This is a genomic window from Streptomyces sp. NPDC102270 (genome assembly GCF_044766405.1).
GTDB lineage: Bacteria > Actinomycetota > Actinomycetes > Streptomycetales > Streptomycetaceae > Streptomyces.
Genome location: NZ_JBIWLX010000012.1, coordinates 219268 through 245642 on the forward strand (window position 1 = coordinate 219268; position 26375 = coordinate 245642).

General features: G+C 70.7%; 26 protein-coding genes. 23 read left to right on the forward strand and 3 right to left on the reverse strand.

The annotated features are described in order from the left end of the window. Nucleotides 1-43: 43 nt before the first annotated feature. Nucleotides 44-1015 carry an LLM class flavin-dependent oxidoreductase gene (locus ACIRP7_RS26025; RefSeq protein ID WP_403664055.1) on the reverse strand — a complete coding sequence of 324 codons (972 nt, stop codon included), beginning with the start codon at nt 1013-1015 and terminating at the stop codon, nt 44-46. A 262-nt stretch (nt 1016-1277) separates the two neighbouring features. Here ACIRP7_RS26025 and ftsY point away from each other — a divergent pair, with 262 nt between their 5' ends. Further along, on the forward strand, nt 1278-2471 hold the full coding sequence (gene ftsY / locus ACIRP7_RS26030) for a signal recognition particle-docking protein FtsY (protein WP_352389417.1): 1194 nt from the start codon (nt 1278-1280) through the stop codon (nt 2469-2471). A 77-nt stretch (nt 2472-2548) separates the two neighbouring features. On the opposite strand, the gene ACIRP7_RS26035 is transcribed toward ftsY, so the two are convergent. Continuing rightward, nucleotides 2549-3205 carry a bifunctional DNA primase/polymerase gene (locus tag ACIRP7_RS26035; RefSeq protein WP_403664058.1) on the reverse strand — a complete coding sequence of 219 codons (657 nt, stop codon included), beginning with the start codon at nt 3203-3205 and terminating at the stop codon, nt 2549-2551. Between the two features lie 433 nt (nt 3206-3638). On the opposite strand from ACIRP7_RS26035, the gene ACIRP7_RS26040 reads away from it, so the two are divergent. The 5 genes from ACIRP7_RS26040 (at nt 3639) to ffh (ending at nt 11242) form a co-directional block, all read left to right on the forward strand. Further along, nucleotides 3639-5144 (forward strand): hypothetical protein, encoded by a 1506-nt coding sequence (locus ACIRP7_RS26040; RefSeq protein WP_403664061.1) that lies wholly within the window; start codon nt 3639-3641, stop codon nt 5142-5144. 313 nt (nt 5145-5457) lie between these two features. Then, on the forward strand, nt 5458-6789 hold the full coding sequence (locus ACIRP7_RS26045; RefSeq protein ID WP_403664064.1) for an ammonium transporter: 1332 nt from the start codon (nt 5458-5460) through the stop codon (nt 6787-6789). Then, nucleotides 6786-7124: a P-II family nitrogen regulator gene (locus tag ACIRP7_RS26050; protein WP_003997576.1), complete on the forward strand. Its 339-nt coding sequence runs from the start codon at nt 6786-6788 to the stop codon at nt 7122-7124. The genes ACIRP7_RS26045 and ACIRP7_RS26050 overlap by 4 nt, the downstream gene beginning before the upstream one ends. Nucleotides 7125-7150: 26 nt before the next feature. Then, nucleotides 7151-9604: a [protein-PII] uridylyltransferase gene (locus tag ACIRP7_RS26055; RefSeq protein ID WP_403664067.1), complete on the forward strand. Its 2454-nt coding sequence runs from the start codon at nt 7151-7153 to the stop codon at nt 9602-9604. Nucleotides 9605-9688: 84 nt separating this feature from the next. Further along, entirely contained in the window at nt 9689-11242 is a 1554-nt protein-coding gene (ffh, locus tag ACIRP7_RS26060) for a signal recognition particle protein (RefSeq protein WP_352389422.1), read from the forward strand. 79 nt (nt 11243-11321) lie between these two features. Here ffh and ACIRP7_RS26065 read toward each other — a convergent pair whose 3' ends face one another. Further along, nucleotides 11322-12179 carry an SAM-dependent methyltransferase gene (locus ACIRP7_RS26065; protein WP_403664070.1) on the reverse strand — a complete coding sequence of 286 codons (858 nt, stop codon included), beginning with the start codon at nt 12177-12179 and terminating at the stop codon, nt 11322-11324. Between the two features lie 200 nt (nt 12180-12379). Here ACIRP7_RS26065 and proS point away from each other — a divergent pair, with 200 nt between their 5' ends. The 17 genes from proS to whiG all read left to right on the forward strand — a co-directional run bounded on the left by proS (nt 12380) and on the right by whiG (nt 26354). After that, a complete protein-coding gene (proS, locus tag ACIRP7_RS26070; RefSeq protein WP_403664073.1) occupies nt 12380-13795 on the forward strand; it encodes a proline--tRNA ligase in 1416 nt (471 codons plus the stop codon). 261 nt (nt 13796-14056) lie between these two features. Continuing rightward, nucleotides 14057-14659 carry a hypothetical protein gene (locus ACIRP7_RS26075; RefSeq protein ID WP_125189668.1) on the forward strand — a complete coding sequence of 201 codons (603 nt, stop codon included), beginning with the start codon at nt 14057-14059 and terminating at the stop codon, nt 14657-14659. A 252-nt stretch (nt 14660-14911) separates the two neighbouring features. Further along, nucleotides 14912-15331, forward strand: a complete 420-nt coding sequence (rpsP, locus tag ACIRP7_RS26080) for a 30S ribosomal protein S16 (protein WP_352389425.1) — start codon at nt 14912-14914, stop codon at nt 15329-15331. Between the two features lie 2 nt (nt 15332-15333). Then, complete coding sequence (locus ACIRP7_RS26085) at nt 15334-15573, forward strand: RNA-binding protein (RefSeq protein WP_005479813.1); 240 nt, start codon at nt 15334-15336, stop codon at nt 15571-15573. Between the two features lie 83 nt (nt 15574-15656). Next, nucleotides 15657-16226 (forward strand): ribosome maturation factor RimM, encoded by a 570-nt coding sequence (rimM, locus tag ACIRP7_RS26090; protein ID WP_403664077.1) that lies wholly within the window; start codon nt 15657-15659, stop codon nt 16224-16226. After that, a complete protein-coding gene (gene trmD, locus ACIRP7_RS26095) occupies nt 16226-17059 on the forward strand; it encodes a tRNA (guanosine(37)-N1)-methyltransferase TrmD (protein WP_403664080.1) in 834 nt (277 codons plus the stop codon). Before rimM ends, trmD begins: the two co-directional genes overlap by 1 nt. 133 nt (nt 17060-17192) lie before the next feature. Beyond that, the gene (gene rplS, locus ACIRP7_RS26100) at nt 17193-17543 is read left to right on the forward strand and encodes a 50S ribosomal protein L19 (protein ID WP_403664083.1); all 351 of its coding nucleotides are present in this window, start codon (nt 17193-17195) and stop codon (nt 17541-17543) included. Between the two features lie 45 nt (nt 17544-17588). Next, the gene (gene lepB / locus ACIRP7_RS26105; protein ID WP_403664086.1) at nt 17589-18284 is read left to right on the forward strand and encodes a signal peptidase I; all 696 of its coding nucleotides are present in this window, start codon (nt 17589-17591) and stop codon (nt 18282-18284) included. Further along, nucleotides 18277-19371 carry a signal peptidase I gene (lepB, locus tag ACIRP7_RS26110; protein ID WP_403664089.1) on the forward strand — a complete coding sequence of 365 codons (1095 nt, stop codon included), beginning with the start codon at nt 18277-18279 and terminating at the stop codon, nt 19369-19371. The genes lepB (ACIRP7_RS26105) and lepB (ACIRP7_RS26110) overlap by 8 nt, the downstream gene beginning before the upstream one ends. Further along, on the forward strand, nt 19259-20242 hold the full coding sequence (lepB, locus tag ACIRP7_RS26115) for a signal peptidase I (protein ID WP_403664092.1): 984 nt from the start codon (nt 19259-19261) through the stop codon (nt 20240-20242). Before lepB (ACIRP7_RS26110) ends, lepB (ACIRP7_RS26115) begins: the two co-directional genes overlap by 113 nt. 114 nt (nt 20243-20356) lie before the next feature. Then, nucleotides 20357-21130 (forward strand): signal peptidase I, encoded by a 774-nt coding sequence (gene lepB, locus ACIRP7_RS26120; RefSeq protein ID WP_403664096.1) that lies wholly within the window; start codon nt 20357-20359, stop codon nt 21128-21130. Further along, nucleotides 21120-21644: an NUDIX hydrolase gene (locus tag ACIRP7_RS26125; RefSeq protein ID WP_352389432.1), complete on the forward strand. Its 525-nt coding sequence runs from the start codon at nt 21120-21122 to the stop codon at nt 21642-21644. Before lepB (ACIRP7_RS26120) ends, ACIRP7_RS26125 begins: the two co-directional genes overlap by 11 nt. Before the next feature lie 56 nt (nt 21645-21700). After that, entirely contained in the window at nt 21701-22009 is a 309-nt protein-coding gene (locus ACIRP7_RS26130; protein WP_003965949.1) for a DUF2469 domain-containing protein, read from the forward strand. A gap of 115 nt (nt 22010-22124) precedes the next feature. Further along, nucleotides 22125-22487, forward strand: coding sequence for a YraN family protein (locus ACIRP7_RS26135; RefSeq protein WP_352389433.1), 363 nt, complete (start codon nt 22125-22127; stop codon nt 22485-22487). A 1-nt stretch (nt 22488) separates the two neighbouring features. Then, nucleotides 22489-24114 (forward strand): YifB family Mg chelatase-like AAA ATPase, encoded by a 1626-nt coding sequence (locus ACIRP7_RS26140; RefSeq protein WP_403664101.1) that lies wholly within the window; start codon nt 22489-22491, stop codon nt 24112-24114. Further along, the gene (gene dprA / locus ACIRP7_RS26145; RefSeq protein ID WP_403664104.1) at nt 24111-25268 is read left to right on the forward strand and encodes a DNA-processing protein DprA; all 1158 of its coding nucleotides are present in this window, start codon (nt 24111-24113) and stop codon (nt 25266-25268) included. Before ACIRP7_RS26140 ends, dprA begins: the two co-directional genes overlap by 4 nt. 243 nt (nt 25269-25511) lie before the next feature. Next, nucleotides 25512-26354, forward strand: a complete 843-nt coding sequence (gene whiG, locus ACIRP7_RS26150) for an RNA polymerase sigma factor WhiG (RefSeq protein WP_403664107.1) — start codon at nt 25512-25514, stop codon at nt 26352-26354. Nucleotides 26355-26375 lie beyond the last annotated feature (21 nt).

The window sequence follows — 26375 nt, forward strand, 5'->3', positions numbered from 1 at the left end:
GGACCATCGCCCGTTCTCGTCGACCAACCGGATATCGCCCGGCTCAGGCGTTCAGCGCCGGAAGCACCTGTTCCGCGAACAGCCGCAGGCTCCGCCACCCCTCCTCCACCGGCATCCCGCCCGCCAGCGGATGCAGGACCAGGTTGTCGAGGCCCTGCTCCACGCACTCCTCGGGCGTGAGGATCCGGTACACGCCCTCCGCGCGGAGTTCGTCCACCGACGTGGCCGCCGAGCGAACCGCCGAGCGGATGTCGCCGGACTGCCAGGAGGCGTAGGTCCGGGCCTCATGGAGGAAGTGCTCTCCGTGACGTGCCCACGCCTCGTCCGGGTCCTCCGCGATGTGCAGCAACGGCGTCTCGGCCGTCGGCATCATGGTCCAGCCCTCGGTGCCGTACTCGACGAGCTGTTCCTTGTAGTACGCCTCCAGCTCCGGGAGGTGCGCGCTGGGGAAGAAGGGCAGGCCCAGGCGGGCGGCCCGGCGGGCGGCGGCCTTGGAGGAGCCGCCGACCAGGAGCAGGGGGTGCGGGTCGGTGAAGGGGCGCGGGGTGACCCGTACCGTGCGGCCCCGGTACTCGAACTCCTCGCCGGTCCAGGCCTTCAGCAGGGTCTCCAGCAGCTCGTCCTGCAAGCGGCCCCGCCGCCGCCACTCCACGTCGAACAGGGCGTACTCCTCGGGGCGGTATCCGATCCCGGCGACCGTCACCAGCCGGCCGCCGCTCAGCAGATCCAGTACGGCGATCTCCTCGGCCAGGCGGAGCGGGTCGTGCAGCGGGCCGATCACGGCGGAGACGGTGACCGCGATGGTGCGCGTCGCACCGAACACCGCGCCCGCGAAGGCGAACGGCGATGGCAGCCAGTTGTTGTCGACGCCGTGGTGCTCCTCGGTCTGCACGGTGGTGATCCCGTGCTCGTCGGCGTACGCGGCCATGTCCAGGGCGGCCCGGTAGCGGGCGCTGAGGGAGGCGGGCGTCGCGCCGGGCTCGACGAGGTTGAAACGGACGACCGTGACGGGCATGGGAGGTCCCCCTTCACCGGACGGGTGGTGCGGGGACGGTAGCTGACGGAACGTCAGATTGCCATGGGGTGGCACGCGCGGGCGGCGGGGGAGGCCTGCGCCGGCGACCGGGTGCGGGGCGAAGGGTGTCGGCCCGGGCTCGGAAGGGCACCGCGAGCGGCGAGTGGAAGGCGGCGAAAGCGCGGAGGAAGTTCGCCGCTGTCGCGCAGGCACGCGTTGGAGCTGGGTCCGGCCGTGGCCCATGGCCGATACTGGGTGGGTTATGGAAACCGTCATCCTTGCTGTAGTCATCGCCGTGGTCGTGCTCGGTGTCCTCGGCGGGCTCGTCGTCGGCAGCCGACGCAAGAAGCCGCTGCCCCCGCCGCCCCCCGCCGCGCCCGACATCACCGCCCCTCCGGCCGAGCCGCACGTCGGCGACGAGGCCGAGACGCCGCGCGACGAACCGCGCCGGACCATTGAGGAGGTCGATCTCCCGGGCGGCTCGGCGCCGCCCGTCATCGAAGAACTCCCCCCGACCGAGCTCGAAGTCCCGGAGCCCACCGCCGGGCGCCTGGTCCGGCTGCGCTCCCGGCTCTCCCGCTCGCAGAACGCGCTCGGCAAGGGGCTGCTCACGCTCCTGTCGCGCGAGCACCTCGACGACGACACCTGGGAGGAGATCGAGGACATCCTCCTCACCGCCGACGTCGGTGTGGCCCCCACCCAGGAACTGGTCGACGGGCTGCGCGAGCGGGTGAAGGTGCTGGGCACCCGGACCCCCGACGAACTGCGCGGCCTGCTGCGCGGCGAGCTGCTCAAGCTGGTCGGCACCGAGGTCGACCGCTCGGTGAAGACCGAGCCCGAGGAGCGCAAGCCGGGCATCGTGATGGTCGTCGGGGTCAACGGCACCGGCAAGACCACCACCACCGGCAAGCTCGCGCGCGTGCTCGTGGCCGACGGGCGCAGTGTCGTCCTGGGTGCCGCCGATACCTTCCGGGCCGCAGCCGCCGACCAGCTCCAGACCTGGGGCGAGCGGGTGGGCGCCCACACCGTGCGGGGGCCCGAGGGCGGCGACCCCGCCTCCGTCGCCTTCGACGCGGTGAAGGAGGGCAAGGAGATGGGGGTCGACGTGGTCCTCATCGACACCGCGGGCCGCCTCCACACCAAGACCGGTCTCATGGACGAGCTCGGCAAGGTCAAGCGGGTCGTCGAGAAGCACGCTCCGGTCGACGAGGTGCTGCTGGTCCTCGACGCCACCACCGGGCAGAACGGCCTGGTGCAGGCCCGTGTCTTCGCCGAGGTCGTCGACATCACCGGCATCGTCCTGACCAAGCTCGACGGCACGGCCAAGGGCGGCATCGTGGTCGCGGTCCAGCGTGAACTGGGAGTGCCGGTCAAGCTGATCGGCCTGGGGGAGGGCGCCGACGACCTGGCGCCGTTCGAGCCGGAAGCGTTCGTGGACGCGCTGATCGGCGAGTGAGGAACCGTACGCGCGAAGAAGCGCCCGCCCCCGAGGTGCAGTCGGGAGCGGGCGCTTCGCCGTGTACGCCGTACGTCCTATGCCCGTGACCGGTGTGCCACGTACGCCAGCGTGCCCAGCAGCAGACGGGCCGCCGGTGGTTGCGTCGCCGTGTCCAAGGACGGCGGCCGCAGCCACTGCACCGGCCCCAGGCCGCCCCGGTCCGAAGGCGGAGCCGTGATGTAGGTGCCGGGACCCAGGCCGCGCAGGTCGAGGGAGGCGGTGTCGTCCCAGCCCATGCGGTAGAGGAGTGCGGCCAGGTCGGAGGCGGCGCCCGGGGCGACGAAGAACTGGGCGCGGCCCTCGGGGGTCGCGGTGACCGGGCCGAGGGGCAGGCCCATGCGCTCCAGGCGCACCAGGGCGCGGCGCCCGGCCGGCTCGGCGACCTCGATGACGTCGAAGGCGCGGCCGACCGGCAGCATCACCGAGGCGCCGGGGAACTCGGACCAGGCCTTGGTCCCCTCGTCGAGCGTGGCCCCGGCCGGGACCGGGGGCGCGAAGTCGAGGGGGTGGGCGCCGGGGTGACGGCAGTCCGCGCGGCCGCAGGAGCAGGCGCCGGCCGAAGCGCGCGCGCCGGGGACGACGTCCCAGCCCCAGAGTCCGGTGAACTCGGCGACGGCGGTGCACTCCGAGGAGCGGCCGCGCCTGCGCGTACCGGAGCGGATCTCCCGAATGCCGCCGATCGTGAAGCCCATGCCCCCTCCAACGGGTTCAGCGCGCCGGTGGTTACGCGACGGACGCGGTCGGTCACTCTCCGTTTCCTCTTCCGGGTGGCGGTGGCGCCCGGAAGCGCCCGGGGTGGTGTGTCGGGGCATGTGCGCCCCTCAGTGCACCGCTCCGCCCATCCCGCTCGGTCTATGTCAAGTGAATCGTGTGGAGGCGACCGTGAGTTCATTCGAAGGGGTGGCGAATGGTGGCGTTTCCGGGATCGCCATGGCTGGACGCGTGATCGTAGGATTACTGTGAGTGCACGAGTCCTGGGGGCACATGCACTTGTGGGTATGCCGGAGGCAAGTCGGTTCCCCGTTCGAAGGCTGACAACCGCCGGACGAACGGCCGCATTTACCGGCATTCTGTTAGGGCTTGGCGCACTCGGCGACAAGTGGTCTCAGGGATGGGGGCGTTCCAGTGGGCGGCAACAGCGGAAGCGGGACGGGCGCCGGGAGTACTGCGCACAGCTCCTCCCCGGCCGACAAGCGCCCCAACGAGTTGCTCACCTCCTGGTTCGTGCGCAGCGGCTGGTCGAAGGGCGAGCTCGCCCGCCAGGTCAACCGCAGGGCCCGCCAGTTGGGCGCCAACCACATCTCCACCGACACCTCGCGGGTGCGCCGCTGGCTGGACGGCGAGAACCCCCGCGAACCCATCCCCAAGATCCTTTCCGAGCTGTTCTCCGAGCGGTTCGGATGCGTCGTCTCCGTCGAGGACCTCGGACTGCGCGCCGCCCGCCAGTCACCGTCCACGACCGGGGTCGACCTGCCCTGGACGGGCCCGCAGACCGTGGCCCTGCTCAGCGAGTTCTCGCGCAGCGACCTCATGCTGGCGCGGCGCGGCTTCCTCGGGAGCTCGCTGGCCCTCTCCGCGGGCCCGTCCCTCATCGAGCCCATGCAGCGCTGGCTGGTCCCCGGCCCCGCCGCCACCCCGCACCGGGAACCCGACCCCGCCTCGTCCCGCCGTGTCGGCCGTCTCTCCAGGCCCGAGCTCGACCTCCTGGAGTCGACGACCGAGATGTTCCGCCAGTGGGACGCCCAGTGCGGCGGCGGTCTGCGCCGCAAGGCGGTCGTCGGCCAGCTGCACGAGGTGACGGACCTCCTCCAGGAGCCCCAGCCCGGGACCACCACCCGCAAGCTGTTCAAGGTCGCCGCCGAGCTGGCCGAACTCGCGGGCTGGATGTCGTACGACGTGGGGCTGCAGCCCACCGCCCAGAAGTACTTCGTCCTCGCCCTGCACGCCGCCAAGGAGGCCGGTGACAAGCCGCTCGGCTCCTATGTCCTGTCCAGCATGAGCCGACAGATGATCCACCTCGGGCGGCCCGAGGACGCCCTGGAGCTGATCCACCTCGCGCAGTACGGCAGCCGGGACTGCGCGAGCCCGCGCACCCAGTCCATGCTGTATGCGATGGAGGCCCGCGCCTACGCCAACATGGGGCAGCCCGGCAAGTGCAAGCGGGCGGTCCGGATGGCCGAGGACACCTTCGCCGACGCCGACGAGTGGGACGAGCCCGACCCCGACTGGATCCGCTTCTTCTCCGAGGCGGAGCTGTACGGCGAGAACTCCCACTCCTACCGCGACCTGGCCTACGTCGCCGGTCGCAGCCCGACCTACGCCTCCCTGGCCGAGCCCCTCATGCAGCGGGCGGTGGAGCTCTTCTCCGACGACGGCGAGCACCAGCGGTCGTACGCACTCAATCTCGTCGGCATGGCCACCGTGCACCTGCTGCGGCGCGAGCCCGCACAGAGCACCGTACTGGTGGAACAGGCCATGCACATCGCCAAGAAGGTCCGGTCCGAGCGCGTCAACACTCGTATTCGAAAGACGGTCGACACGGCCGTACGCGATTTCGGTGATCTCGCCGAGGTCGTGGACCTCACCGACAAGCTCGCCGTGGAACTCCCGGAGACCGCGGAAGCCGTCTGAATCCCTTGAACCCCGGCCGCGGCCGGCCCTCCCGAACTGCCCGACTCGGCTCCCCCATGCCAGGTCATCGGAAGGCCGACCGCGGCCGGTTTTACGCCTTCTCCGAAGGTTGCGCCACGATAACGATCGACGCGGCCCATATCTGGCAGTTCATCGACGCGTAACACGCGAGGCGTCTTCGTCACGGCGGCGAAACAACGAGGGGCTTCCGCCGAAACCGCGCTGCGCCAATCTCATGGCGCATAACCGGCCCACCCCTCAATCCGCTCTGGCTTCGCCCGCACGGGGCCGTACCTACGACGAGGAGACGCCGATGGCACCAGCCATCACGCTCGCCGCAGACAAGCTGTCTGTGGCCAACACAGGCTTCATGTTGATCTGTTCCGCCCTGGTGCTGGTCATGACCCCGGGTCTCGCCTTCTTCTACGGAGGCATGGTCCGCGTCAAGAGCACCCTCAACATGCTGATGATGAGCTTCATCAGCATGGGTATCGTCACCATCCTGTGGGTGGTGTACGGCTTCTCCATGGCGTTCGGTACGGACCACGGCTCGCTCATCGGCTGGGAATCCGACTTCTTCGGATGGACCGGCATCGACAAGGGCGACATCTGGTCCGGATATACGATCCCGGTTCTCGCCTTCGCCGTCTTCCAGATGATGTTCGCGATCATCACGCCGGCCCTGATAAGCGGTGCGCTCGCCGACCGCGTGAAGTTCTCCGCCTGGGCGCTCTTCGTCGCGCTGTGGGCGACGGTCGTGTACTTCCCGGTCGCCCACTGGGTCTGGGGCACCGGCGGCTGGGCCTTCGAGCTCGGTGTGATCGACTTCGCCGGTGGTACCGCGGTCCACATCAACGCGGGTGCCGCGGCACTCGGTGTGATTCTGGTGATCGGCAAGCGCGTCGGCTTCAAGCGTGACCCGATGCGCCCGCACAGCCTTCCGCTGGTCATGCTCGGCGCGGGCCTGCTGTGGTTCGGCTGGTTCGGCTTCAACGCCGGCTCGTGGCTCGGCAACGACGACGGCGTCGGCTCGCTGATGTTCGTCAACACGCAGATCGCCACCGCGGCCGCGATGCTCGCCTGGCTCATCTACGAGAAGATCCGCCACGGCGCGTTCACCACGCTGGGCGCCGCCTCCGGCGCGGTCGCCGGTCTGGTCGCCATCACCCCCTCCGGTGGTGCGATCACCCCGATCGGCGCGATCTGCATCGGCGCCATCGCCGGTGTCGCCTGCGCCGCGGCCGTCGGCCTGAAGTACCGCTTCAACTACGACGACTCCCTGGACGTCGTCGGTGTCCACATGGTCGGCGGTGTCATCGGCTCCCTGCTGATCGGCTTCTTCGCCAGCGGCAAGGGCCAGTCCGACGTCAAGGGCCTGTTCTACGGCGGCAACGCGGACCAGCTCTGGAAGCAGTGCGCCGGTGTCTTCGCGGTCCTCGCCTACTCCCTGATCGCCTCCGCGATCCTCGCCTTCCTGCTCGACAAGACGATCGGCATGCGGGTCGAGGAGGACGAGGAGATCTCGGGCATCGACCAGGCCGAGCACGCCGAGACCGCATACGACTTCAGCGGCGCCGGCGGTGGTTACGACCGCAGCGCCGTGCCGGCCCCGCCCGCCTCTGAGTCCAAGAAGGTGGACGCATGAAGCTCATCACCGCCGTCGTCAAGCCGCACCGGCTCGACGAGATCAAGGAAGCCCTCCAGGCCTTCGGGGTCCACGGCCTGACGGTCACCGAGGCGAGCGGCTACGGTCGTCAGCGGGGCCACACCGAGGTCTACCGCGGTGCCGAGTACACCGTGGACCTGGTCCCGAAGATCCGCATCGAGGTCCTCGCGGAGGACGACGACGCCGAGCAGCTGATCGACGTCATCGTCAAGGCGGCCCGCACCGGCAAGATCGGTGACGGCAAGGTCTGGTCCCTGCCGGTCGAGACCGCCGTACGGGTCCGGACGGGCGAGCGCGGCCCGGACGCGCTCTGACCGAAGAACAGAACAGGAGCTACTGGGTGACGAGCACGAACGTGCACAAGGACGTAGAGGACTCGGGACCCAGTGGCTATGCGGCGGCCCGGCTGCGCCTCCTCCAGGAGGAGGCGCGGTCCGGGCCGCCGCGCCGTTCCGCCCTCTCGAAACTGACGGACGACTGGCTCTCGGGCCTGTTCACCGCGGGCGCCGAGCAGCTGCGCGGGGTCTCCCTGATCGCCGTCGGCGGCTACGGCCGCGGCGAGCTGTCGCCCCGCAGCGACCTGGACCTGGTCCTGCTGCACGACGGCAGCGACTCGGGCGCGGTCGCCGCACTCGCCGACCGCATCTGGTACCCCGTGTGGGACCTCGGGCTCGCCCTCGACCACTCCGTGCGCACGCCCGCGGAGGCCCGCAAGACGGCCGCGGAGGATCTGAAGGTCCAGCTCGGCCTCCTGGATGCCCGCCACATCGCCGGTGATCTGGGACTGACGGCGGGACTGCGTACGACCGTCCTCGCCGACTGGCGCAACCAGGCGCCCAAGCGCCTGCCCGAGCTCCAGGAGCTGTGCGCCGAGCGCGCCGAGCGTCAGGGCGAGCTGCAGTACCTGCTCGAACCCGACCTGAAGGAAGCCCGCGGCGGACTCCGGGACGCCACCGCCCTGCGCGCCGTCGCCGCCTCCTGGCTGGCCGACGCCCCGCGCGAGGGCCTCGACGACGCCCGGCGCCGGCTGCTCGACGTCCGGGACGCCCTGCACCTGACGACGGGCCGCGCGACCGACCGGCTCGCGCTCCAGGAACAGGACCAGGTCGCCGCCGAGCTCGGCCTGCTCGACGCCGACACCCTGCTGCGGCAGGTCTACGAGGCCGCCCGGGTCATCTCGTACGCCAGTGACGTCACCTGGCGCGAGGTGGGACGCGTGCTCAGATCGCGCGCCGTGCGGCCGCGGCTGCGCGCCATGCTCGGCGGCGGCAAGCCGGTGGCCGAAAGGTCGCCGCTGGCCGAGGGGGTCGTCGAGCAGGACGGCGAGGTGGTGCTCGCCCGCGCCGCGCGCCCCGACCGCGACCCCGTGCTCCCGCTGCGTGCCGCGGCCGCCGCCGCGCAGGCCGGACTCCCGCTCTCCCTGCACGCCGTACGGCGCATGGCGGCCGGAGTGCGCCCCCTGCCCACGCCGTGGCCCGCCGAGGCGCGCGAGCAGCTCGTGACCCTGCTCGGCTCGGGCCAGCCCACGATCGACGTCTGGGAGGCCCTGGAGGCCGAGGGCCTGATCACCCAGATGCTGCCCGACTGGGAGCGGGTGCGGTGCCGCCCGCAGCGCAACGCCGTGCACATCTGGACCGTCGACCGGCACCTGATCGAGACGGCGGTCCGCGCCTCGGAATTCACCCGGCGCGTCCACCGCCCCGACCTGCTGCTCGTCGCCGCCCTGCTGCACGACATCGGCAAGGGCTGGCCCGGCGACCACTCGGTGGCCGGCGAGATCATCGCCAAGGACGTCGCCGCGCGCATCGGCTTCGACCGCGACGACGTCGCCGTACTCGCCGCTCTCGTACGGCACCACCTGCTGCTCGTGGACACCGCGACCCGGCGGGACCTGGAGGACCCGGCCACCCTGCGCTCGGTGGCCGAGGCGGTCGGATCGCAGGGCACGCTGGAGCTGCTGCACGCGCTGACCGAGGCCGACGCCCTGGCCACCGGACCGGCCGCCTGGTCGTCCTGGCGGGGCTCGCTCGTCGCCGACCTGGTCAAGCGGGTGGCCGCGGTGCTCGCCGGGGACGAGCCCGACGAGCCCGAGGCGGCCGCGCCCACCGCCGAACAGGAGCGGCTCGCCATCGAGGCGATCGCGACGGGCGGCCCGGTGCTGTCCCTGCGCGCGCAGACCGAGCCGCCCGTTCTCCCGGAGGACCAGCCGGCCGGGGATCCCGAGCCGCTCGGCGTGGAGCTCGTGATCGCCGTACCGGACCAGCCGGGTGTGCTGCCCGCGGTCGCCGGAGTGCTGGCCGTGCACCGGCTGACCGTCCGCACCGCGGAGCTGAGCACCCAGGACCTGCCCGACGGCGTCGAGGGTGCCGTGCTCCTGCTGAACTGGCGGGTCGCCGCCCAGTACGGCTCGCTGCCCCAGGCGGCCCGGCTGCGCGCCGATCTCGTACGGGCCCTGGACGGCTCACTGGACGTCGCCGGGCGCCTGGCCGAGCGGGACGCCGCCTATCCGAGGCGCCGCGGTGTCGTCGCGCCCGCCGCCCGCGTGACGGTCGCTCCGGCGGCCTCCCGGCACGCCACGGTGATCGAGGTGCGCGCCCAGGACGCCCCGGGACTGCTGTTCCGCATCGGACGCGCCCTGGAGGACGCCGGCGTGCGGATGCGCAGCGCGCACGTGTCGACGCTGGGCGCCAACGCGGTGGACGCCTTCTACGTCACCGACGGCAAGGGCGCCCCGCTCGGGGCCGGAGAAGCGGCTTCCGTGGCCCGGAAGCTGGAGGAGACCCTGCGGGGCTGACCGGGGGATCCCGGCAACGTGTGTCGCCGGGATACCCTGGAGGGCGATTCCCAGCTGCCACCGACCCCGAGGACCGCGAGCGCCGTGTTCGATACTCTTTCCGATCGCCTCTCAGCGACTTTCAAGAACCTGCGCGGCAAGGGACGGCTCTCCGAGGCGGACATCGACGCCACCGCGCGCGAGATCCGGATCGCGCTCCTCGAGGCGGACGTGGCCCTGCCGGTCGTCCGGACGTTCATCAAGAACGTCAAGGAGCGTGCCCTCGGCGCCGACGTCTCCCGGGCGCTGAACCCCGCCCAGCAGGTCCTGAAGATCGTGAACGAGGAGCTCGTCACGATCCTCGGCGGCGAGACCCGGCGGCTGCGGTTCGCCAAGAACCCGCCCACCGTGATCATGCTGGCGGGTCTCCAGGGTGCCGGTAAGACCACCCTCGCGGGCAAGCTCGGCCACTGGCTGAAGGAGCAGGGCCACTCGCCCCTCCTGGTCGCCGCCGACCTCCAGCGTCCCAACGCCGTCAACCAGCTCAGCGTCGTCGCCGAGCGCGCCGGTGTCGCGGTCTACGCGCCCGAGCCGGGCAACGGCGTCGGTGACCCGGTCAAGGTCGCCAAGGACTCCATCGACTTCGCGAAGTCCAAGGTCCACGACATCGTGATCGTGGACACCGCCGGCCGCCTCGGTATCGACCAGGAACTGATGCAGCAGGCCGCGGACATCCGCGACGCGGTCTCGCCGGACGAGATCCTCTTCGTCGTCGACGCGATGATCGGCCAGGACGCGGTCAACACCGCCGAGTCCTTCCGCGACGGCGTCGGCTTCGACGGCGTGGTGCTCTCCAAGCTCGACGGTGACGCCCGCGGTGGTGCGGCCCTGTCGATCCGGCAGATCACCGGCAAGCCGATCATGTTCGCGTCGAACGGCGAGAAGCTCGAGGACTTCGACGCCTTCCACCCTGACCGGATGGCCTCCCGCATTCTCGACATGGGTGACCTGCTCACCCTGATCGAGCAGGCGGAGAAGACGTTCAGCCAGGAAGAGGCCGAGAAGATGGCCTCCAAGCTGGCGTCCAAGAAGGGCCAGGACTTCACCCTGGACGACTTCCTGGCCCAGATGGAGCAGGTCCGCAAGATGGGCAGCATCTCCAAGCTGCTCGGCATGCTCCCCGGCATGGGCCAGATCAAGGACCAGATCAACAACCTCGACGAGCGGGACGTCGACCGCACGGCCGCCATCATCAAGTCGATGACCCCGGCCGAGCGCGCCGACGCCACGATCATCAACGGCTCGCGCCGCGCCCGTATCGCCAAGGGTTCCGGCGTCGAGGTCAGCGCGGTCAAGAACCTCGTCGAGCGGTTCTTCGAGGCCCGCAAGATGATGTCCCGCATGGCTCAGGGCGGCGGGATGCCGGGTATGCCCGGGATGCCGGGCATGGGCGGCGGCCCCGGCCGCGCCAAGAAGCAGCAGAAGAAGGCCAAGGGCAAGCAGCGCTCGGGCAACCCGATGAAGCGCAAGCAGCAGGAGGCCGAGGAAGCCGCGCGCAAGGCCGCGGGCGCTCAGGGCGGAGGCGCCTTCGGCGTACCCGGGCAGCAGGTCCCGCAGGACTTCGAACTGCCGGACGAGTTCAAGAAGTTCATGGGCTGAGGTTCGGCGCCGCGTGTGCCGGGGTGACCGACGGCGGCGTACCGCCGGAGGTCACCCGGCTCAGCGAGGAGACCGACGGCTAGGGCACCCGGGCAACCAGGTAGCGGAAGACGTTCGGCATCCATACCGTGCCGTTCCGGCGCTGGTACGGGTGCAGGGCTTCCGTGACCTCCTTGTCCACCTGGGCCCGGTCGGTCGCCTCGATGGCCGCGTCGAAGAGTCCGGTCGACAGCAGGCCCTTGAGCGCGCTGCCGAGATCGGCGTAGCCGAAGGGGCAGGACACCCGCCCCGAGCCGTCGGGCCGCAGGCCGGCCCGCTGGGCGACCTCCTCCAGGTCGTCACGCCGAGCCGGACGCCAACTGCCCGCGCCGCGCAGCGGATCCGCCAGCTTGGTGGCCACCCGCAGCACGGACGACGTGGCGCACCGCTCCGGCGGACCCCAGCCGACGAGCGCCACGGGCGCCCCCCGCTCGGCGAGCGGGGTCGCCGAGGCGAGAAGCTCACCGAGGCCCTCCGAGTCACCCGCGAGACCCCCGATCGGCTCGAAGGCGGTCACGACGGTGTACGGGGCGGTCCCGTCGTCGGCGGCGTCCCCGGGCGCTCCCTCGACGAGCCTGGTGCCGGCCCCCGCGCGCGTGCCCCGGGCCTCCGGCAGCAGCCGCTCCCTCGCGAGCGCCAGCCGTTCGGGGGAGCAGGGCTCGACCCCGGCGACCGCGGCGCCTCGGGAGGTGGCCATTAACAGGGCGAGCCCGCTGCCGCAGCCAAGGCCCAGCAGCCGCGTCGCGGGTCCCACTTCCAGTCGCTCGTAGACGGCCTCGTACAGCGGAACCAGCATCCGCTCCTGGATCTCGGACCAGTCACGCGCGCGTGCACCGAGGTCCGCACGGAAGGTGTGTCCCGCCGAGGGCAGGTGCTGCCGCACGAGCGTAGGTGTCATGGATAAGCGCCCCAATCCGCCGAGAGTTGACTCTGTGCCCGATTACGTGGCCCCCGTGACGTGCGCTCGCACTTCCCCCGTATGCCAGGTAACTCCGCACTCGACCGCTCGTCCAGAGGCAGAAGGGCACCGCTTGCGGGTTGGCATGTGCCGGGGAAAAGAATTCACATCCCGGCAACGTGCGCCCGTAGCATCGCGCCATGGCAAAGGCACCTGTTCTCACACCCCGGGCGGACGACTTCCCGCGCTGGTACCAGGATCTGGTCGGCAAGGCCGAACTGGCCGACAACGGTCCGGTGCGCGGCACCATGGTCATCCGACCGTACGGGTACGGGCTGTGGGAGCGGATGCAGGCCGAGATGGACGCCCGGATCAAGGCGACGGGCACACAGAACGCGTACTTCCCGCTGCTGATCCCGCAGTCGTACCTCACCCGTGAGGCCGACCACGTCGAGGGCTTCGCGCCCGAGCTCGCGGTCGTCACCCACGGCGGCGGCAAGGTGCTGGAGGAGCCCGCGGTCGTCCGCCCCACCTCCGAGATGATCGTCAACGACTACTTCTCGAAGTGGGTGCAGAGCTACCGCGACCTGCCCCTGCTGATCAACCAGTGGGCCAACGTGGTGCGTTGGGAACTCAGGCCCCGGCTCTTCCTGCGTACGACGGAGTTCCTGTGGCAGGAGGGCCACACCGCGCACGCCACCGAACAGGACGCGCGCGCGTTCGCCTCGCACATCCACCGGCAGGTCTACGAGGACTTCATGACCAACGTCCTCGCCATGGACGTCGTTCCCGGCCGCAAGACCGTCAAGGAGCGCTTCGCCGGCGCCGTCAACACCCTCACGCTCGAAGGCATGATGGGCGACGGCAAGGCCCTCCAGATGGCCACCAGCCACGAATTGGGCCAGAACTTCGCCAAGGCCTTCAACACCTCGTACCTGTCAAAGGACGGCACCCAGGAACTCGTCTGGCAGACGTCCTGGGGCTCCACCACCCGCATGATCGGCGCCCTGGTGATGATGCACGGCGACGACAACGGCCTGCGCGTCCCGCCGCGGCTCGCGCAGACCCAGGTCGTGGTTCTGGCCATCAAGGGGGACGAACCGGTTCTGGCCAAGGTCCGCGACATCGGCGACCGGCTGAGGGCGGCGGGGCTGCGCGTCCACGTCGACGACCGCACCGACACCCCCTTCGGCCGCCGCGCGGTCGACTGGGAGCTCAAGGGCGTGCCGGTCCGCGTCGAGGTCGGGCCCCGTGACCTGGAGAGCGGCACCGCGATGGTGGCCCGCCGGATTCCGGGAGGCAAGGAGGCGGTCGCCGTCGACGATCTCGTACGACTGCTCCCGGCCGTCCTCGAGGAGGACCAGGCGTTGCTGCTGGCCCAGTCCCGCGAGCGCCGCGAGTCCCGGACGGCCGAGGTGTCGACGTTCGACGAAGCCGTCGAGGCCGCCGTCGCCGGCGGCTGGGCGCGGATCCCGTGGGCGACTCTCGGCGAAGAGGGCGAGGCCAGGCTGGCCGAGCACGCGGTGACCGTACGCTGTCTGGTCGCGGAGGACGGGTCGGTGCCGGGAACCGACGACGCCCCCGGTAACGTCGCAGTTGTCGCACGCGCTTACTGAGGCAGCGCCCTTCCGGTGCGAGAGCGACCGAAACGTCTCTTGCGCACCCGCGGATCACACCCGCACCGGCGCGTGGACACGATCTACGCGCCGGGGCGTACCTCACACTACGCACCACCTTGTGGCGAGCTGTGAGGCTTCTCCGCAGATCAGCGCACCCGCCCTCGTCTCCACGCATCAGTCGCAACTGACGGGTACGTGCAAATTATTTGGGATGCCCCGGAATAGGAACACAGCGGCACCCTGGCTCGTTGTCATTACGTGAGCACGACACAGACACCACCTGTACTCGCCGCAGAGCTGGCAGAGGCGTGGGCCGACATTCAGCGGTACCACCCCGAACTGCCGGACCTTGCCGCGCCAGAGTCCCTGATCGGGGAGTCGTCGTCCGCGTGCGGTCACGAGCTCTCCTTCGAGCGACTGCTTCACGAGGCAGTCCACGGCATCGCCGCCGCGCGAGGCATTCGCGACACCTCCCGCGCCGGCCGCTACCACAACCGCAGATTTCTCGCGATCGCCGAGGAGATGGGCCTGGACCACCCCGAGGAACCGCATCCGAGCAGCGGCTTCTCCCTGGTCACGCTCACCCCCGAGGCAAAGCGCCGGTACCGCCCGACCATCGAGCGGCTGCAGCGCGCCCTCAAGGCCCACACGGCGGCGACCTCCGCCGACACCGCCCGCTCCTTCCGGGGTCCGGCGGCGCGTCACGGCTCCTCCGGAGGCGGGGTCCGGGTCAAGGCGGTCTGCGACTGCGGCCGCAATGTGCGGGTCGTCCCCTCCGTCCTGGCCCAGGCGCCGATCGTCTGCGGGGGCTGCGGGAAGCCGTTCCGCATTCCCGACATCGTGGGCGCGGCGGCGAGCTGAGTCCGCGGCTGCTCGTGGCAGCCGCGGTCCTGCCTGGGGCACCTGAAGCGCCGGGTGCCCCTCAGGCATGCTCGTGCGCGGCCTCGGTCCGAAGGGAGTCCCAGGGTGTGGCACAATGGCTAGCTGTACTCGACAGCCGCACAGGAACCCTCTCGCCTCCGGCTGACGCGTCCATCGGGCACTCGGGTACCGCAACCCCACGCGGCAGTCTCGCCGTGCCCAACCACGTCAAATCCAGGAGAACCCACTCCCGTGGCAGTCAAGATCAAGCTGAAGCGTCTGGGCAAGATCCGTTCGCCTCACTACCGCATCGTCGTCGCCGACTCCCGCACCCGTCGTGACGGCCGTGCGATCGAGGAGATCGGCCTGTACCACCCGGTGCAGAACCCCTCGCGCATCGAGGTCGACTCGGAGCGCGCGCAGTACTGGCTGGGTGTCGGCGCGCAGCCGACCGAGCCCGTGCTCGCCATTCTGAAGAAGACCGGCGACTGGCAGAAGTTCAAGGGCGAGCCCGCCCCGGCTCCGCTGCTCCAGCCGGCCGAGAAGGCCGCGCGTCCCTCGTTCGAGGCCCTCGGTGGCGACGACGAGGGCAAGGGTGAGGCCATCACCCAGAAGAAGAAGGCTGAGAAGAAGGACGAGGCCGCGGCCGAGTCCGGGTCGACCGAGGCCTGAGCATGCTCGAGGAGGCTCTCGAGCACCTCGTGAAGGGCATCGTCGACAACCCTGACGATGTGCAGGTCGCCTCGCGCGACCTGCGCCGCGGGCGAGTGCTGGAGGTCCGGGTCCACCCCGACGACCTCGGCAAGGTGATCGGCCGCAACGGCCGCACCGCACGCGCCCTGCGGACCGTCGTGGGCGCCATCGGCGGCCGCGGTGTCCGCGTCGACCTCGTCGACGTCGACCACGTCCGCTGACGTCAAACGCAGCACCGGCTCGGGCCGGGGAGGGCCATCGGGCCGTCCCCGGCCCGTAGTCGTATGACAGGAGAGCAAGCACAGTGCAGCTGGTAGTCGCACGGATCGGCCGCGCCCACGGCATCAAGGGCGACGTCACCGTCGAGGTACGAACCGACGAGCCCGAACTCAGGCTCGCCCCCGGCGCCGTCCTGGCCACCGACCCGGCCTCCACGGGCCCCCTCACCATCGAGGCCGGCCGCGTCCACAGCGGCCGTCTCCTCCTGCGCTTCGAGGGCGTGAAGGACCGCAGCGCCGCCGAGGCCCTCCGCAACACCCTCCTGATCGCCGAGGTCGATCCGGAGGAACTGCCGGAGGAGGAGGACGAGTACTACGACCACCAGCTGATGGACCTCGACGTGGTCACCGCGGAAGGCGTCGAGGTCGGCCGGATCACCGAGATCTCGCACCTGCCCTCCCAGGACCTCTTCATCGTCGAGCGGCCCGACGGCAGTGAGGTGATGATCCCGTTCGTCGAGGAGATCGTCGCCGAGATCGACCTGGCCGAGCAGAAGGCGGTCATCACACCACCGCCCGGACTGATCGACGACCGCGCCGAGATCGCGTCCTCCCGGGACGCCGAGGACTCGCAGGACTCCGAGGACGCGTCCTGATGCGGCTCGACGTCGTCACGATCTTCCCCGAGTACCTCGACCCCCTCAACGTCTCCCTGGTCGGCAAGGCACGCGCGCGTGGGCAGCTGAACGTGCACGTCCACGATCTGCGCGCATGGACGTACGACCGTCACAACACCGTCGACGACACCCCGTACGGCGGCGGCCCGGGCATGGTCATGAAGACCGACCCCTGGGGGGACGCGCTGGACTCCGTGCTGGCGGACGGCTACGAGACGGGCTCGCACGCGCCCGCCCTCATCGTCCCCACCCCCAGCGGCCGCCCCTTCACCCAGGAACTCGCCGTGGAACTCTCCGAGCGCCCCTGGCTGATCTTCACGCCCGCGCGCTACGAGGGCATCGACCGCCGGGTGATCGACGAGTACGCCACGAGGATGCCCGTCCACGAGGTGTCCATCGGCGACTACGTCCTCGCCGGCGGCGAAGCGGCCGTACTGGTGATCACCGAGGCGGTGGCCCGGCTGCTGCCCGGCGTCCTCGGCAACGCCGAGTCCCACCGGGACGACTCCTTCGCGCCCGGAGCCATGGCCAACCTGCTTGAAGGCCCCGTCTACACCAAGCCGCCCGAGTGGCGCGGCCGTGGCATCCCGGACGTCCTGCTCAGCGGGCACCACGGCAAGATCGCCCGCTGGCGCCGCGACGAGGCGCTCAGGCGTACGGCGGCCAACCGGCCCGACCTGATCGAGCGCTGCGACCCGGCGGCCTTCGACAAGAAGGACCGCGAGATGCTCTCCATCCTGGGCTGGGCGCCCGACCCGGCGGGGGAGCCGTACGGACGATTTTGGCGCAGGCCACAAGCCGTGGAAGAATAGGCCCCTGTTGTGCGTCGTCCGGCGTGCGCCCCTGCCACAGGGGGACACGACGCCCGCCCCGACACGGACAGCCTCCTCACGAAACACTATCTACCGCCGATGACCTGTGGCATGGGCGAAGAAAGCAGACGCAATGTCCAACCTGCTCGACATCGTCGACTCCGCGTCGATCCGCAGCGACGTCCCGGCCTTCCGCCCGGGTGACACCGTCAACGTCCACGTCCGCGTCATCGAGGGCAACCGCTCCCGTGTGCAGCAGTTCAAGGGCGTAGTCATCCGCCGCCAGGGTTCCGGTGTCCGCGAGACCTTCACGGTCCGCAAGGTCTCGTTCTCCGTCGGCGTCGAGCGCACCTTCCCGGTGCACACCCCGATCGTCGAGAAGATCGAGCTCGTCACCCGCGGTGACGTGCGTCGCGCGAAGCTGTACTACCTGCGCGAACTCCGCGGCAAGGCCGCGAAGATCAAGGAGAAGCGCGACAACTGAGCGCCTCTCGGACGTCACAGCGGGGCCGGATAGCATCTGGCTGCGATGGACACCGAAGCACAGCCGACGGAGCGCGACCGCTCCTCCCGCCCCGCACCAGGGGACGTGGAGGGACGGTCGCGTTTCGCGTTGGTGTCGAGAATCACCCAGTGGCTGCCCGGCGGCCCGATCTCCCTGGCCCTGCTGCTCGGCCTGGTCCTTCTTCTGCTGATCAGTACTTTCGTGGTCAGACCTTTCCAGATTCCCAGCGGATCCATGGAAAACGGATTGAGGATCGGGGACCGCGTTCTCGTAAATAGGTTCGCGTACCGTTTCGGTGCCGAGCCGCGGCGGGGAGATGTGGTCGTGTTCGACGGAACCGGGTATTTCGGGGACGGGGACTACATCAAGCGCGTTGTGGGCGTGGGGGGAGACCACGTGGTCTGCTGCGACACGAAGGGGAGGATCGAGGTGAACGGCCGGTCGGTCGACGAGTCGGGCTTCCTGTACCCCGGCGACAGTCCCTCCTCGGTGCCCTTCGAGGTCGAGGTGCCCGACGGCACCCTGTTCGTGCTCGGTGACCACCGCAGCGTCTCCAGCGACTCCCGGGACCATCTGGGCTCACCGGGCGGTGGCATGGTCCCCGTCGGCGATGTCCTGGGACGGGCCGACTGGATCATCTGGCCCGCCGCCCATGCCGTCCGCCTGCACCGTTCCGACGCCTACGCGCGCGTGCCCGCAGCGGAGGGCGCGCATGGGTAACCGCGGCAAACCGCGCGGTGTGTCGAGCACCGCCGCCGACAACCTGCTGCCCACCGGCGTCCGGCGCTCCGCCAGTCCCACGGGTGGCCGCTCCCGCGCGGAGCGGCGCAAGCTCCAGCGCAAGGTGAAGCGGCGCAGAAGGCGCGGCGCGGTCAAGGAGATACCCCTCCTCGTCGGCGTGGCCGTCCTGATAGCCCTGGTCCTGAAGACGTTTCTCGTCCAGGCGTTCGTGATCCCGTCCGGCTCGATGGAGCAGACGATCCGCATCGGCGACCGTGTCCTGGTCGACAAGCTCACCCCGTGGTTCGGCTCCGAACCGAAGCGCGGGGACGTCGTCGTCTTCAAGGACCCGGGCGGCTGGCTCCAGGACGAGCAGACCACGACGAAGAAGGACGACCCCGTCGTCGTCAAACAGGTCAAGGAGGGGCTCACCTTCATCGGCCTGCTGCCGTCCGACAACGAGAAAGACCTGATCAAGCGGGTCGTCGGAGTCGGCGGAGACCGGGTCAAGTGCTGTGACACCGAGGGGCGGGTGACCGTCAACGGCGTTCCTCTGAGCGAGACGGACTACCTGTATCCCGGCAACGCCCCGTCCACCCAGCAGTTCGACATCACCGTCCCCCAGGGGCGGCTGTGGGTGATGGGTGACCACCGCGCCAACTCCGCGGACTCCCGCTCGCACCAGGACACCGACTACGGCGGCACCGTGTCCCTGGACTCGGTGGTGGGACGTGCCAGGATCATCGCGTGGCCGTTCGGCCACTGGACCACGCTGGACGAACCGAAAACTTACTCTTCCATTGCCGACTCGGTGTCCGGGGCGACCGCAGCCTCCCAGCCGTCGCTTAGGGTTGCTCCCGACGATCCGAACGAAGCGATCCAACTCCCGAGCCCTGCGGAACTCCCGCTCGTTATGGGAGTGGTGGGCCTGCGCCGTACTTGGCGCCGGCGGCGGCACAGAGTAAGGAGTTGGCGTGGGGGATGTTGCGGTTGGCGCACGATCCGGGCACGACGGCGAGGAGCACCGCGGACGCCCCGTGGAAGCAGCCGACCCGGCCGCGGAGGGCGCCGTACCCTTCGGGAATGACCCGGCCGCGGGCGGCGAGGGGCCGCCGGTGGACGAGCCCCCCGGGACCGGCGGTGGTGGGACGGGCGGTTCCACGCCCGGGGCGAAGAAGCAGCGCTCCTTCTGGAAGGAACTGCCCATCCTGATCGGCATCGCGCTCGTGCTGGCGCTGCTGATCAAGACGTTCCTGGTGCAGGCCTTCTCGATCCCGTCCGACTCGATGCAGAACACCCTCCAGCAGGGCGACCGGGTGCTGGTCGACAAGCTCACCCCGTGGTTCGGCTCCGAGCCCGAGCGAGGCGAGGTCGTCGTCTTCCACGACCCCGACAACTGGCTGGCGGGCGAGCCCACGGCGAACCCGAACGCCGTACAGACGTTCCTGTCCTGGATCGGCCTGATGCCCTCCGCGACGGAGAAGGACCTCATCAAGCGCGTCATCGGCGTGGGCGGTGACACGGTCTCCTGCCAGGGCACCGGCCCGCTCAAGGTCAACGGCAAGGCGCTGAACGAGGCGTCGTACGTCTACGCCGGCAACACGCCGTGCAGCCAGGACGACCAGGGCGGCCAGTTCACCGTGAAGGTCCCCAAGGGCTACATCTGGGTGATGGGCGACCACCGGCAGAACTCCCGTGACTCGCGCTACAACCAGTCGGACAAGCATCACGGCATGGTCCCGGTCGACGACGTCGTGGGCCGCGCCATCGTGAAGGCCTGGCCGATCAACCGCTGGGGCACGCTGCCCAAGCCGGACACCTTCGACCAGGCGGGCATCAACGACCGGTCGTCCGCTTCGGCCGCCCTCAGTGTGGCTCCCCAGGGGATCGCTCTCGTCGGTGTGGTGCCGGTGGCGCTGTGGCGTCGCAGGAAGGCCGCCGTCGAGCGGACCCACTGAGCGCTGCCCGGCCGACCGATGCCACGGGCCTGGTGAAAGCTTTGCGGAGCTTGTCGCTCCGTCCGGGCAGGAGGGGCTGACCCGCTCAGGTACCGCCGGGTAGGGTGCGGATCCATGGGTGGCGAGAGCACTACACGTACGGCCCCGCACAGCGGGGGCACCAGCACGGGCCCGGTGGGCAGCCGGACCGGACAGCGACTGTCCGGACTGGCCGTCGCGCTGGGCCTGGTGCTGTTCCTCGGGGGATTCGCCTGGGGAGCGGTGGTCTACCTGCCGTACACCGTGCCCACAAGTTCGATGACGCCCACGATCGACGCCGGCGACCGGGTGCTGGCGCAGCGCGTCGACGGCGACGAGATACGCCGGGGTGACGTCGTCGTCTTCACCGACGAGACCTGGGTGAGCAACGCGCCCGTGGTCAAGCGGGTCGTCGCGGTCGGCGGCGACACGGTCTCCTGCTGCACGGACGGGAAGCTGACCGTCAACGGCAAGCAGATCGACGAGACCTACCTCAAGGGCGGCCCGGTCGAGGACAAGACCATCCCGACCGTGAAGGTGCCCCAGGGCCGGCTGTTCCTTCTCGGCGACGAGCGCCAGGGCTCGCTGGACTCCTCCGCCCACCTCACCGACGCCGCCCAGGGCACCGTCGCCCGCTCGGCCGTCACCGCCCGCGTGGACGCCGTCGTCTGGCCCATGAAGGGCATGCTGGAGCGCCCCACCGGGTTCGAGCCCCTGGGCGCGCTCTCCTCGCCCGGCCCGCTGCGTACGATCTTCATCCTGATCGTCGCCGGCGGGGCGCTGGTGCTGGGCGGCGGGGCGTACGGGCCCGTGGCGAAGCTGTTCGGCAGGCGCTCCCGGGTCCGGACGGAGCCCGTCGGTGCCCGCTGAGGCGCCGGCCGCGTCCGGGGACTCGCCCGAAGGCGCGCTGCGCAAGGTGGCCCGGGTGGTGTTGCTCGATCCCGAGGACCGCATCCTGCTGCTGCACGGGCACGAGCCGGACGATCCGGCCGACGACTGGTGGTTCACGCCCGGCGGCGGACTGGAGGGCGACGAGACCCGTGAAGAGGCCGCTCTGCGGGAACTCGCCGAGGAGACCGGCATCACCGAGGTGGAACTCGGGCCGGTGCTCTGGCGGCGGATGTGCTCGTTCCCGTTCGCGGGCCGTCGCTGGGACCAGGACGAGTGGTACTACCTGGCCCGTACGACGGTGACGGCCACCCGGGCCACGGCCCTGACCGAGCTGGAGCGACGCAGTGTCGCCGGAGCGCGCTGGTGGACGTGTCAGGAACTGAGCCAGGCACATGAGACGGTGTATCCGACCAGACTCGCCGAGCTGCTGCGCAGGCTGCTCGACGAAGGTCCCCCGGCCGGGCCCGTGACCCTCGACACCGAAATCGTCTAGGTGCTGACGGGACTGGCGCACAATGGTGGGATCGCACGGCTGAAGGGGAACATGCCATGAGCGCCGAGGACCTCGAGAAGTACGAGACCGAGATGGAGCTCAAGCTCTACCGGGAGTACCGCGATGTCGTCGGTCTGTTCAAATACGTGATCGAGACCGAGCGGCGCTTCTACCTGACCAACGACTACGAGATGCAGGTGCACTCGGTCCAGGGTGAGGTGTTTTTCGAGGTGTCCATGGCGGATGCGTGGGTGTGGGACATGTATCGGCCGGCTCGCTTCGTGAAACAGGTCCGGGTGCTGACGTTCAAGGACGTGAACATCGAGGAGCTGAACAAGAGCGATCTGGAGCTGCCGGGCGGGTGACGGGTGCTTTTTCACCCGTGCGGGTGACGGGGTTTTCCACAACCGCCGAGTAGTCCACCAAGATCAACTCGGTGGGCGCGGTTGCGTGATCGTTGGCGCCGGAGGTGGTGCCGACATGAACGCACGCAGTGCACTCGGCAAGTACGGCGAGAGTCTGGCCGCGCGGCGGCTGACCGAGGCCGGGATGACCGTCCTGGAGCGCAACTGGCGCTGTGGCAGGACGGGCGAGATCGACATCGTGGCGCGGGACGGCGAGGTCCTGGTCGTCTGCGAGGTCAAGACACGGCGGGTGGGTGCCTTCGAGCACCCCATGGCCGCGGTGACTCCCGAGAAGGCGGAGCGCCTGCGGGGCCTCGCCGCCTGCTGGATCCATGCCCACGGAGGGGCGCCACCGGGAGGCGTCCGCATCGACCTGGTGGGCGTCGTCCTGCCCCGCCGCGGCGCGCCCGTGGTCGAGCATGCGCGGGGGGTGGCCTGAGATGGGTTTCGCTCGTACGTGCTCGGTGGCGCTGGTGGGCGTCGAGGGGGTCGTGGTCGAGGTCCAGGCCGATCTGGAGCCCGGGGTCGCGGCCTTCACGCTGGTGGGGCTGCCGGACAAGAGCCTGACGGAGAGCCGGGACCGGGTGCGGGCGGCCGTCGTGAACTCGGGGGGTGAGTGGCCCCAGAAGAAGCTCACGGTGGGACTCAGCCCGGCCTCGGTGCCGAAGGCGGGCTCGGGGTTCGACCTCGCCGTCGCGTGCGCGGTGCTCGGGGCCTCCGAGCGGATCGACCCGCGCGTGCTCGCCGACATCGTGATGATCGGAGAGCTGGGCCTGGACGGCCGGGTGCGTCCGGTCCGGGGCATCCTGCCCGCGGTGCTGGCCGCCGCGGACGCCGGCTACGTACAGGTCGTCGTGCCGGAGTGCGCCGCGGCCGAGGCTTCGCTGGTGCCCGGGGTCTCCGTGCTGGGCGTCCGCAGTCTGCGGCAGCTCATCGCGGTCCTCGCGGACGAACCGGTGCCCGACGAGGAGCCGCACGAGCCGGGGCGCCCCGATCCGCTGCTGGCGGGCCTGCGGGTGCCGGGCACCGGGGCCGCCACCGGCATGCACAGCGCCGGGGCGGCTCAGCAGGACCACGGACACGACCTGGCCGACGTGGTGGGGCAGACCTCGGCGCGGACGGCCGTGGAGGTCGCGGCGGCCGGGGGCCACCATCTGTTCCTGGAGGGTCCGCCCGGCGCGGGCAAGACGATGCTCGCCGAGCGGCTGCCCGCGGTCCTGCCCCCGCTGGCCCGGGAGGAGTCGCTGGAGGTGACGGCGGTGCACTCGGTGGCCGGACTGCTGCCACCGGGCAAGCCCCTGATCGACGTCGCCCCCTACTGCGCCCCCCACCACTCGGCCACCATGCAGGCGCTGGTGGGCGGCGGCAACGGCATCGCCCGTCCCGGCGCGGTCTCGCTCTCACACCGAGGGGTGCTCTTTCTCGACGAGACTCCCGAGTTCAACACCCAGGCCCTCGACGCGCTGAGGCAGCCGCTGGAGGCTGGGCACGTGGTGATCGCGCGCAGCGCGGGTGTCGTACGGTTCCCGGCGAAGTTCCTGATGGTGCTCGCGGCCAACCCGTGTCCCTGCGGTCGCTTCTCGCAGACCGACGACTTCTGCGAGTGCCCGCCCTCGGCGATCCGGCGCTACCAGGCCCGGCTCTCCGGTCCGCTGCTCGACCGGGTCGACCTGCGGGTGCAGGTGGACCGTGTCACGCGTGACCAGCTTGCCGGACGCGGTGCCCGGGGCGAGTCGACCGCCGTGGTCGCGGGCCGCGTGAGGGCCGCCAGGGAACGCGCGGCGACGCGCTTCGCCGGCACCCCGTGGCGGACCAACAGCGAGGTGCCCGGACGCGAACTGCGCAACCGCTGGCACGCCGTGTCCGGGGCGATGGACGAGGCCGAGCGCAATCTGGAGCGCGGCGTCCTGACCGCCCGGGGACTCGACCGCGTCCTGCGCGTCGCCTGGACCGTCGCGGACCTCGTCGGGCACGACCGCCCGGACGCGACGGACGTCGCCCTGGCGCTGCAACTGCGCACCGGAGTGCCCCGGGGCGTGCCCATGGCCATCGGGGCGCTGAGATGACCCGCGACGAACCCGACGACGAGCTGCTCGACCGCGTCTTTCTCGCTCGGGTCGTCGAGCCCGGTGACGAGGCCGCGGGGCGGTGGGTCCGGGAATGGGGCGTGGAGGAGGTGGCCTCGCGGTTGCGCGGGTGCGGGGAGCCGTTGCCCGGGGTGAGCGAGAAGAGATGGAGCGGCATGCGGGCCCGGGCTCGAGTGGCCGAACCGCTCCGGGATCTCGCCGTCGCGTTCCAGGCCGGTGCGCGGTTCGTCGTTCCCGGGGCAGCCGAGTGGCCGGGACAGCTCGACGACCTCGGGGACGCGCGGCCGCTCGGACTGTGGGTACGGGGGCGGCCCAGCCTGCGGATGTGGGCGCTCAGGTCCGTCGCCCTCGTCGGGGCCCGTGCCTGTACCGAGTACGGGGCCCACATGGCGGCCACCCTCGCCACCGGGCTCGCCGAACTCGGGTGGGTCGTCGTGTCCGGCGGGGCCTACGGGGTCGACGGTGCCGCCCACCGCGGTGCCCTCGGCGCAGGCGGTGCCACCGTCGCCGTCCTGGCCTGCGGGGTCGACCGGCCCTATCCGCGCGGACACACCCAGTTGATCACCAGGATCGTGGAACAGGGCCTGGTGATCGGGGAGTTGCCGCCCGGCGATCACCCGACGCCCAGCAGATTCGTGCTGCGCAACAGGGTGATCGCCGCCCTCACCCGGGGCACCGTGGTCGTCGAGGCCGCCCACCGCAGCGGCTCACTGGTCACCGCCCGCGCGGCACAGCGACTGGGCCGTCACACGATGGGGATCCCCGGGCCGGCCACCAGCAGTCTGTCCGCCGGGGTGCACGAGCTGCTGCGCGGCGACGCCACGCTGGTCACGGACGCCGCCGAAGTGGTGGAACTGGTCGGCGACATGGGGGAGCTGGCCCCCGACCGGCGCGGACCCGTGCTGCCGCGCGACCTGCTGGACCCGGAGGTGCGCAGGGTCCTGTCCGCGCTGCCCGGGCGACGGGAGGCCGGCGTGGACGAGATCGCGCGCGGGGCACAGACGACCCGGGACGACGCCATCGCGAGACTGTACGAACTCCGTGCACTTGGTTACGTCGAACGACACGGCGACGGCTGGAAGTTGACACGCCAGGCGATGATCTCCGTGCGGGGTGACCGCGGCCCGTGTTGACCGAGCGTGTTCGGCCGTCCGGGGGAACCCCGAAGTCCTTGGGAATTCCGGCAGTTGAGGCGTTCCGTTGATCACACAGTGCGACGGCCGTGCCCCGCGGGTGCGGCCCGCGGCACGCGTCCGTGCAGGAACCCGGGCGCACTGTTTGCACACTGCGACTCCTCAGTCACGCTACGCTCACGGGGATTCCGACGCACTTCACGTACATCGCGTACTTCACGGCAGAACGGCACAAGGCGACGAATGCCCCAGCACACTTCCGGGTCCGACCGGGCGGCGATCCCCCCAGCCGCCCGTGACGGTGGCAGCGTGCGGCCGCCCGCTCCCTCGACCCTCGACGAGCTGTGGCGGTCGTACAAGGCGACGGGAGACGAGCGGCTGCGAGAGCAGCTGATCCTGCACTACTCACCGCTCGTGAAGTACGTCGCCGGACGGGTGAGCGTCGGGCTGCCGCCCAACGTCGAGCAGGCCGACTTCGTCTCCTCGGGGGTCTTCGGGCTCATCGACGCGATCGAGAAGTTCGACATCGACCGGGAGATCAAGTTCGAGACGTACGCGATCACCCGGATCCGGGGCGCGATGATCGACGAACTGCGGGCGCTGGACTGGATCCCGCGCTCCGTGCGGCAGAAGGCGCGCAACGTCGAGCGGGCGTACGCGACGCTGGAGGCGCGGCTCAGACGGACGCCCACGGAGGGGGAGGTCGCCGGCGAGCTGGGGATCGCCGTGGACGATCTGCACGCGGTCTTCAGCCAGTTGTCGCTGGCCAACGTGGTGGCCTTGGAGGAGCTGCTGCATGTCGGCGGCGAGGGCGGCGACGGGCTGAGCTTCATGGACACGCTGGAGGACCCAGCCGCGGACAACCCCGTGGAGGTCGCCGAGGACCGGGAGCTCCGGCGGTTCCTGGCGCGGGCCATCAACACCCTGCCCGAGCGGGAGAAGACCGTGGTGACCCTCTACTACTACGAGGGGCTCACGCTCGCCGAGATCGGGAACGTGCTCGGAGTGACCGAGAGCCGGGTCAGCCAGATCCACACCAAATCCGTGCTGCAACTGCGGGCGAAGCTGGCCAGTTTCGGCCGCTGACCTGGCAGGACGGCCTTTTGG

Coding starts and splice junctions, on each gene's coding strand:
- dprA (WP_403664104.1), top strand. CDS start 24,111: ATGACCCGCGACGAACCCGACGACGAGCTGCTCGACCGCGTCTTTCTC.
- proS (WP_403664073.1), top strand. CDS start 12,380: ATGGCAAAGGCACCTGTTCTCACACCCCGGGCGGACGACTTCCCGCGC.
- lepB (WP_403664086.1), top strand. CDS start 17,589: ATGGACACCGAAGCACAGCCGACGGAGCGCGACCGCTCCTCCCGCCCC.
- lepB (WP_403664089.1), top strand. CDS start 18,277: ATGGGTAACCGCGGCAAACCGCGCGGTGTGTCGAGCACCGCCGCCGAC.
- ACIRP7_RS26085 (WP_005479813.1), top strand. CDS start 15,334: ATGCTCGAGGAGGCTCTCGAGCACCTCGTGAAGGGCATCGTCGACAAC.
- lepB (WP_403664096.1), top strand. CDS start 20,357: ATGGGTGGCGAGAGCACTACACGTACGGCCCCGCACAGCGGGGGCACC.
- ACIRP7_RS26050 (WP_003997576.1), top strand. CDS start 6,786: ATGAAGCTCATCACCGCCGTCGTCAAGCCGCACCGGCTCGACGAGATC.
- ACIRP7_RS26025 (WP_403664055.1), bottom strand. CDS start 1,015: ATGCCCGTCACGGTCGTCCGTTTCAACCTCGTCGAGCCCGGCGCGACG.
- ACIRP7_RS26035 (WP_403664058.1), bottom strand. CDS start 3,205: ATGGGCTTCACGATCGGCGGCATTCGGGAGATCCGCTCCGGTACGCGC.
- ACIRP7_RS26130 (WP_003965949.1), top strand. CDS start 21,701: ATGAGCGCCGAGGACCTCGAGAAGTACGAGACCGAGATGGAGCTCAAG.
- ACIRP7_RS26045 (WP_403664064.1), top strand. CDS start 5,458: ATGGCACCAGCCATCACGCTCGCCGCAGACAAGCTGTCTGTGGCCAAC.
- ACIRP7_RS26135 (WP_352389433.1), top strand. CDS start 22,125: ATGAACGCACGCAGTGCACTCGGCAAGTACGGCGAGAGTCTGGCCGCG.
- ACIRP7_RS26065 (WP_403664070.1), bottom strand. CDS start 12,179: ATGACACCTACGCTCGTGCGGCAGCACCTGCCCTCGGCGGGACACACC.
- trmD (WP_403664080.1), top strand. CDS start 16,226: ATGCGGCTCGACGTCGTCACGATCTTCCCCGAGTACCTCGACCCCCTC.
- whiG (WP_403664107.1), top strand. CDS start 25,512: ATGCCCCAGCACACTTCCGGGTCCGACCGGGCGGCGATCCCCCCAGCC.
- ACIRP7_RS26140 (WP_403664101.1), top strand. CDS start 22,489: ATGGGTTTCGCTCGTACGTGCTCGGTGGCGCTGGTGGGCGTCGAGGGG.
- ftsY (WP_352389417.1), top strand. CDS start 1,278: ATGGAAACCGTCATCCTTGCTGTAGTCATCGCCGTGGTCGTGCTCGGT.
- rplS (WP_403664083.1), top strand. CDS start 17,193: ATGTCCAACCTGCTCGACATCGTCGACTCCGCGTCGATCCGCAGCGAC.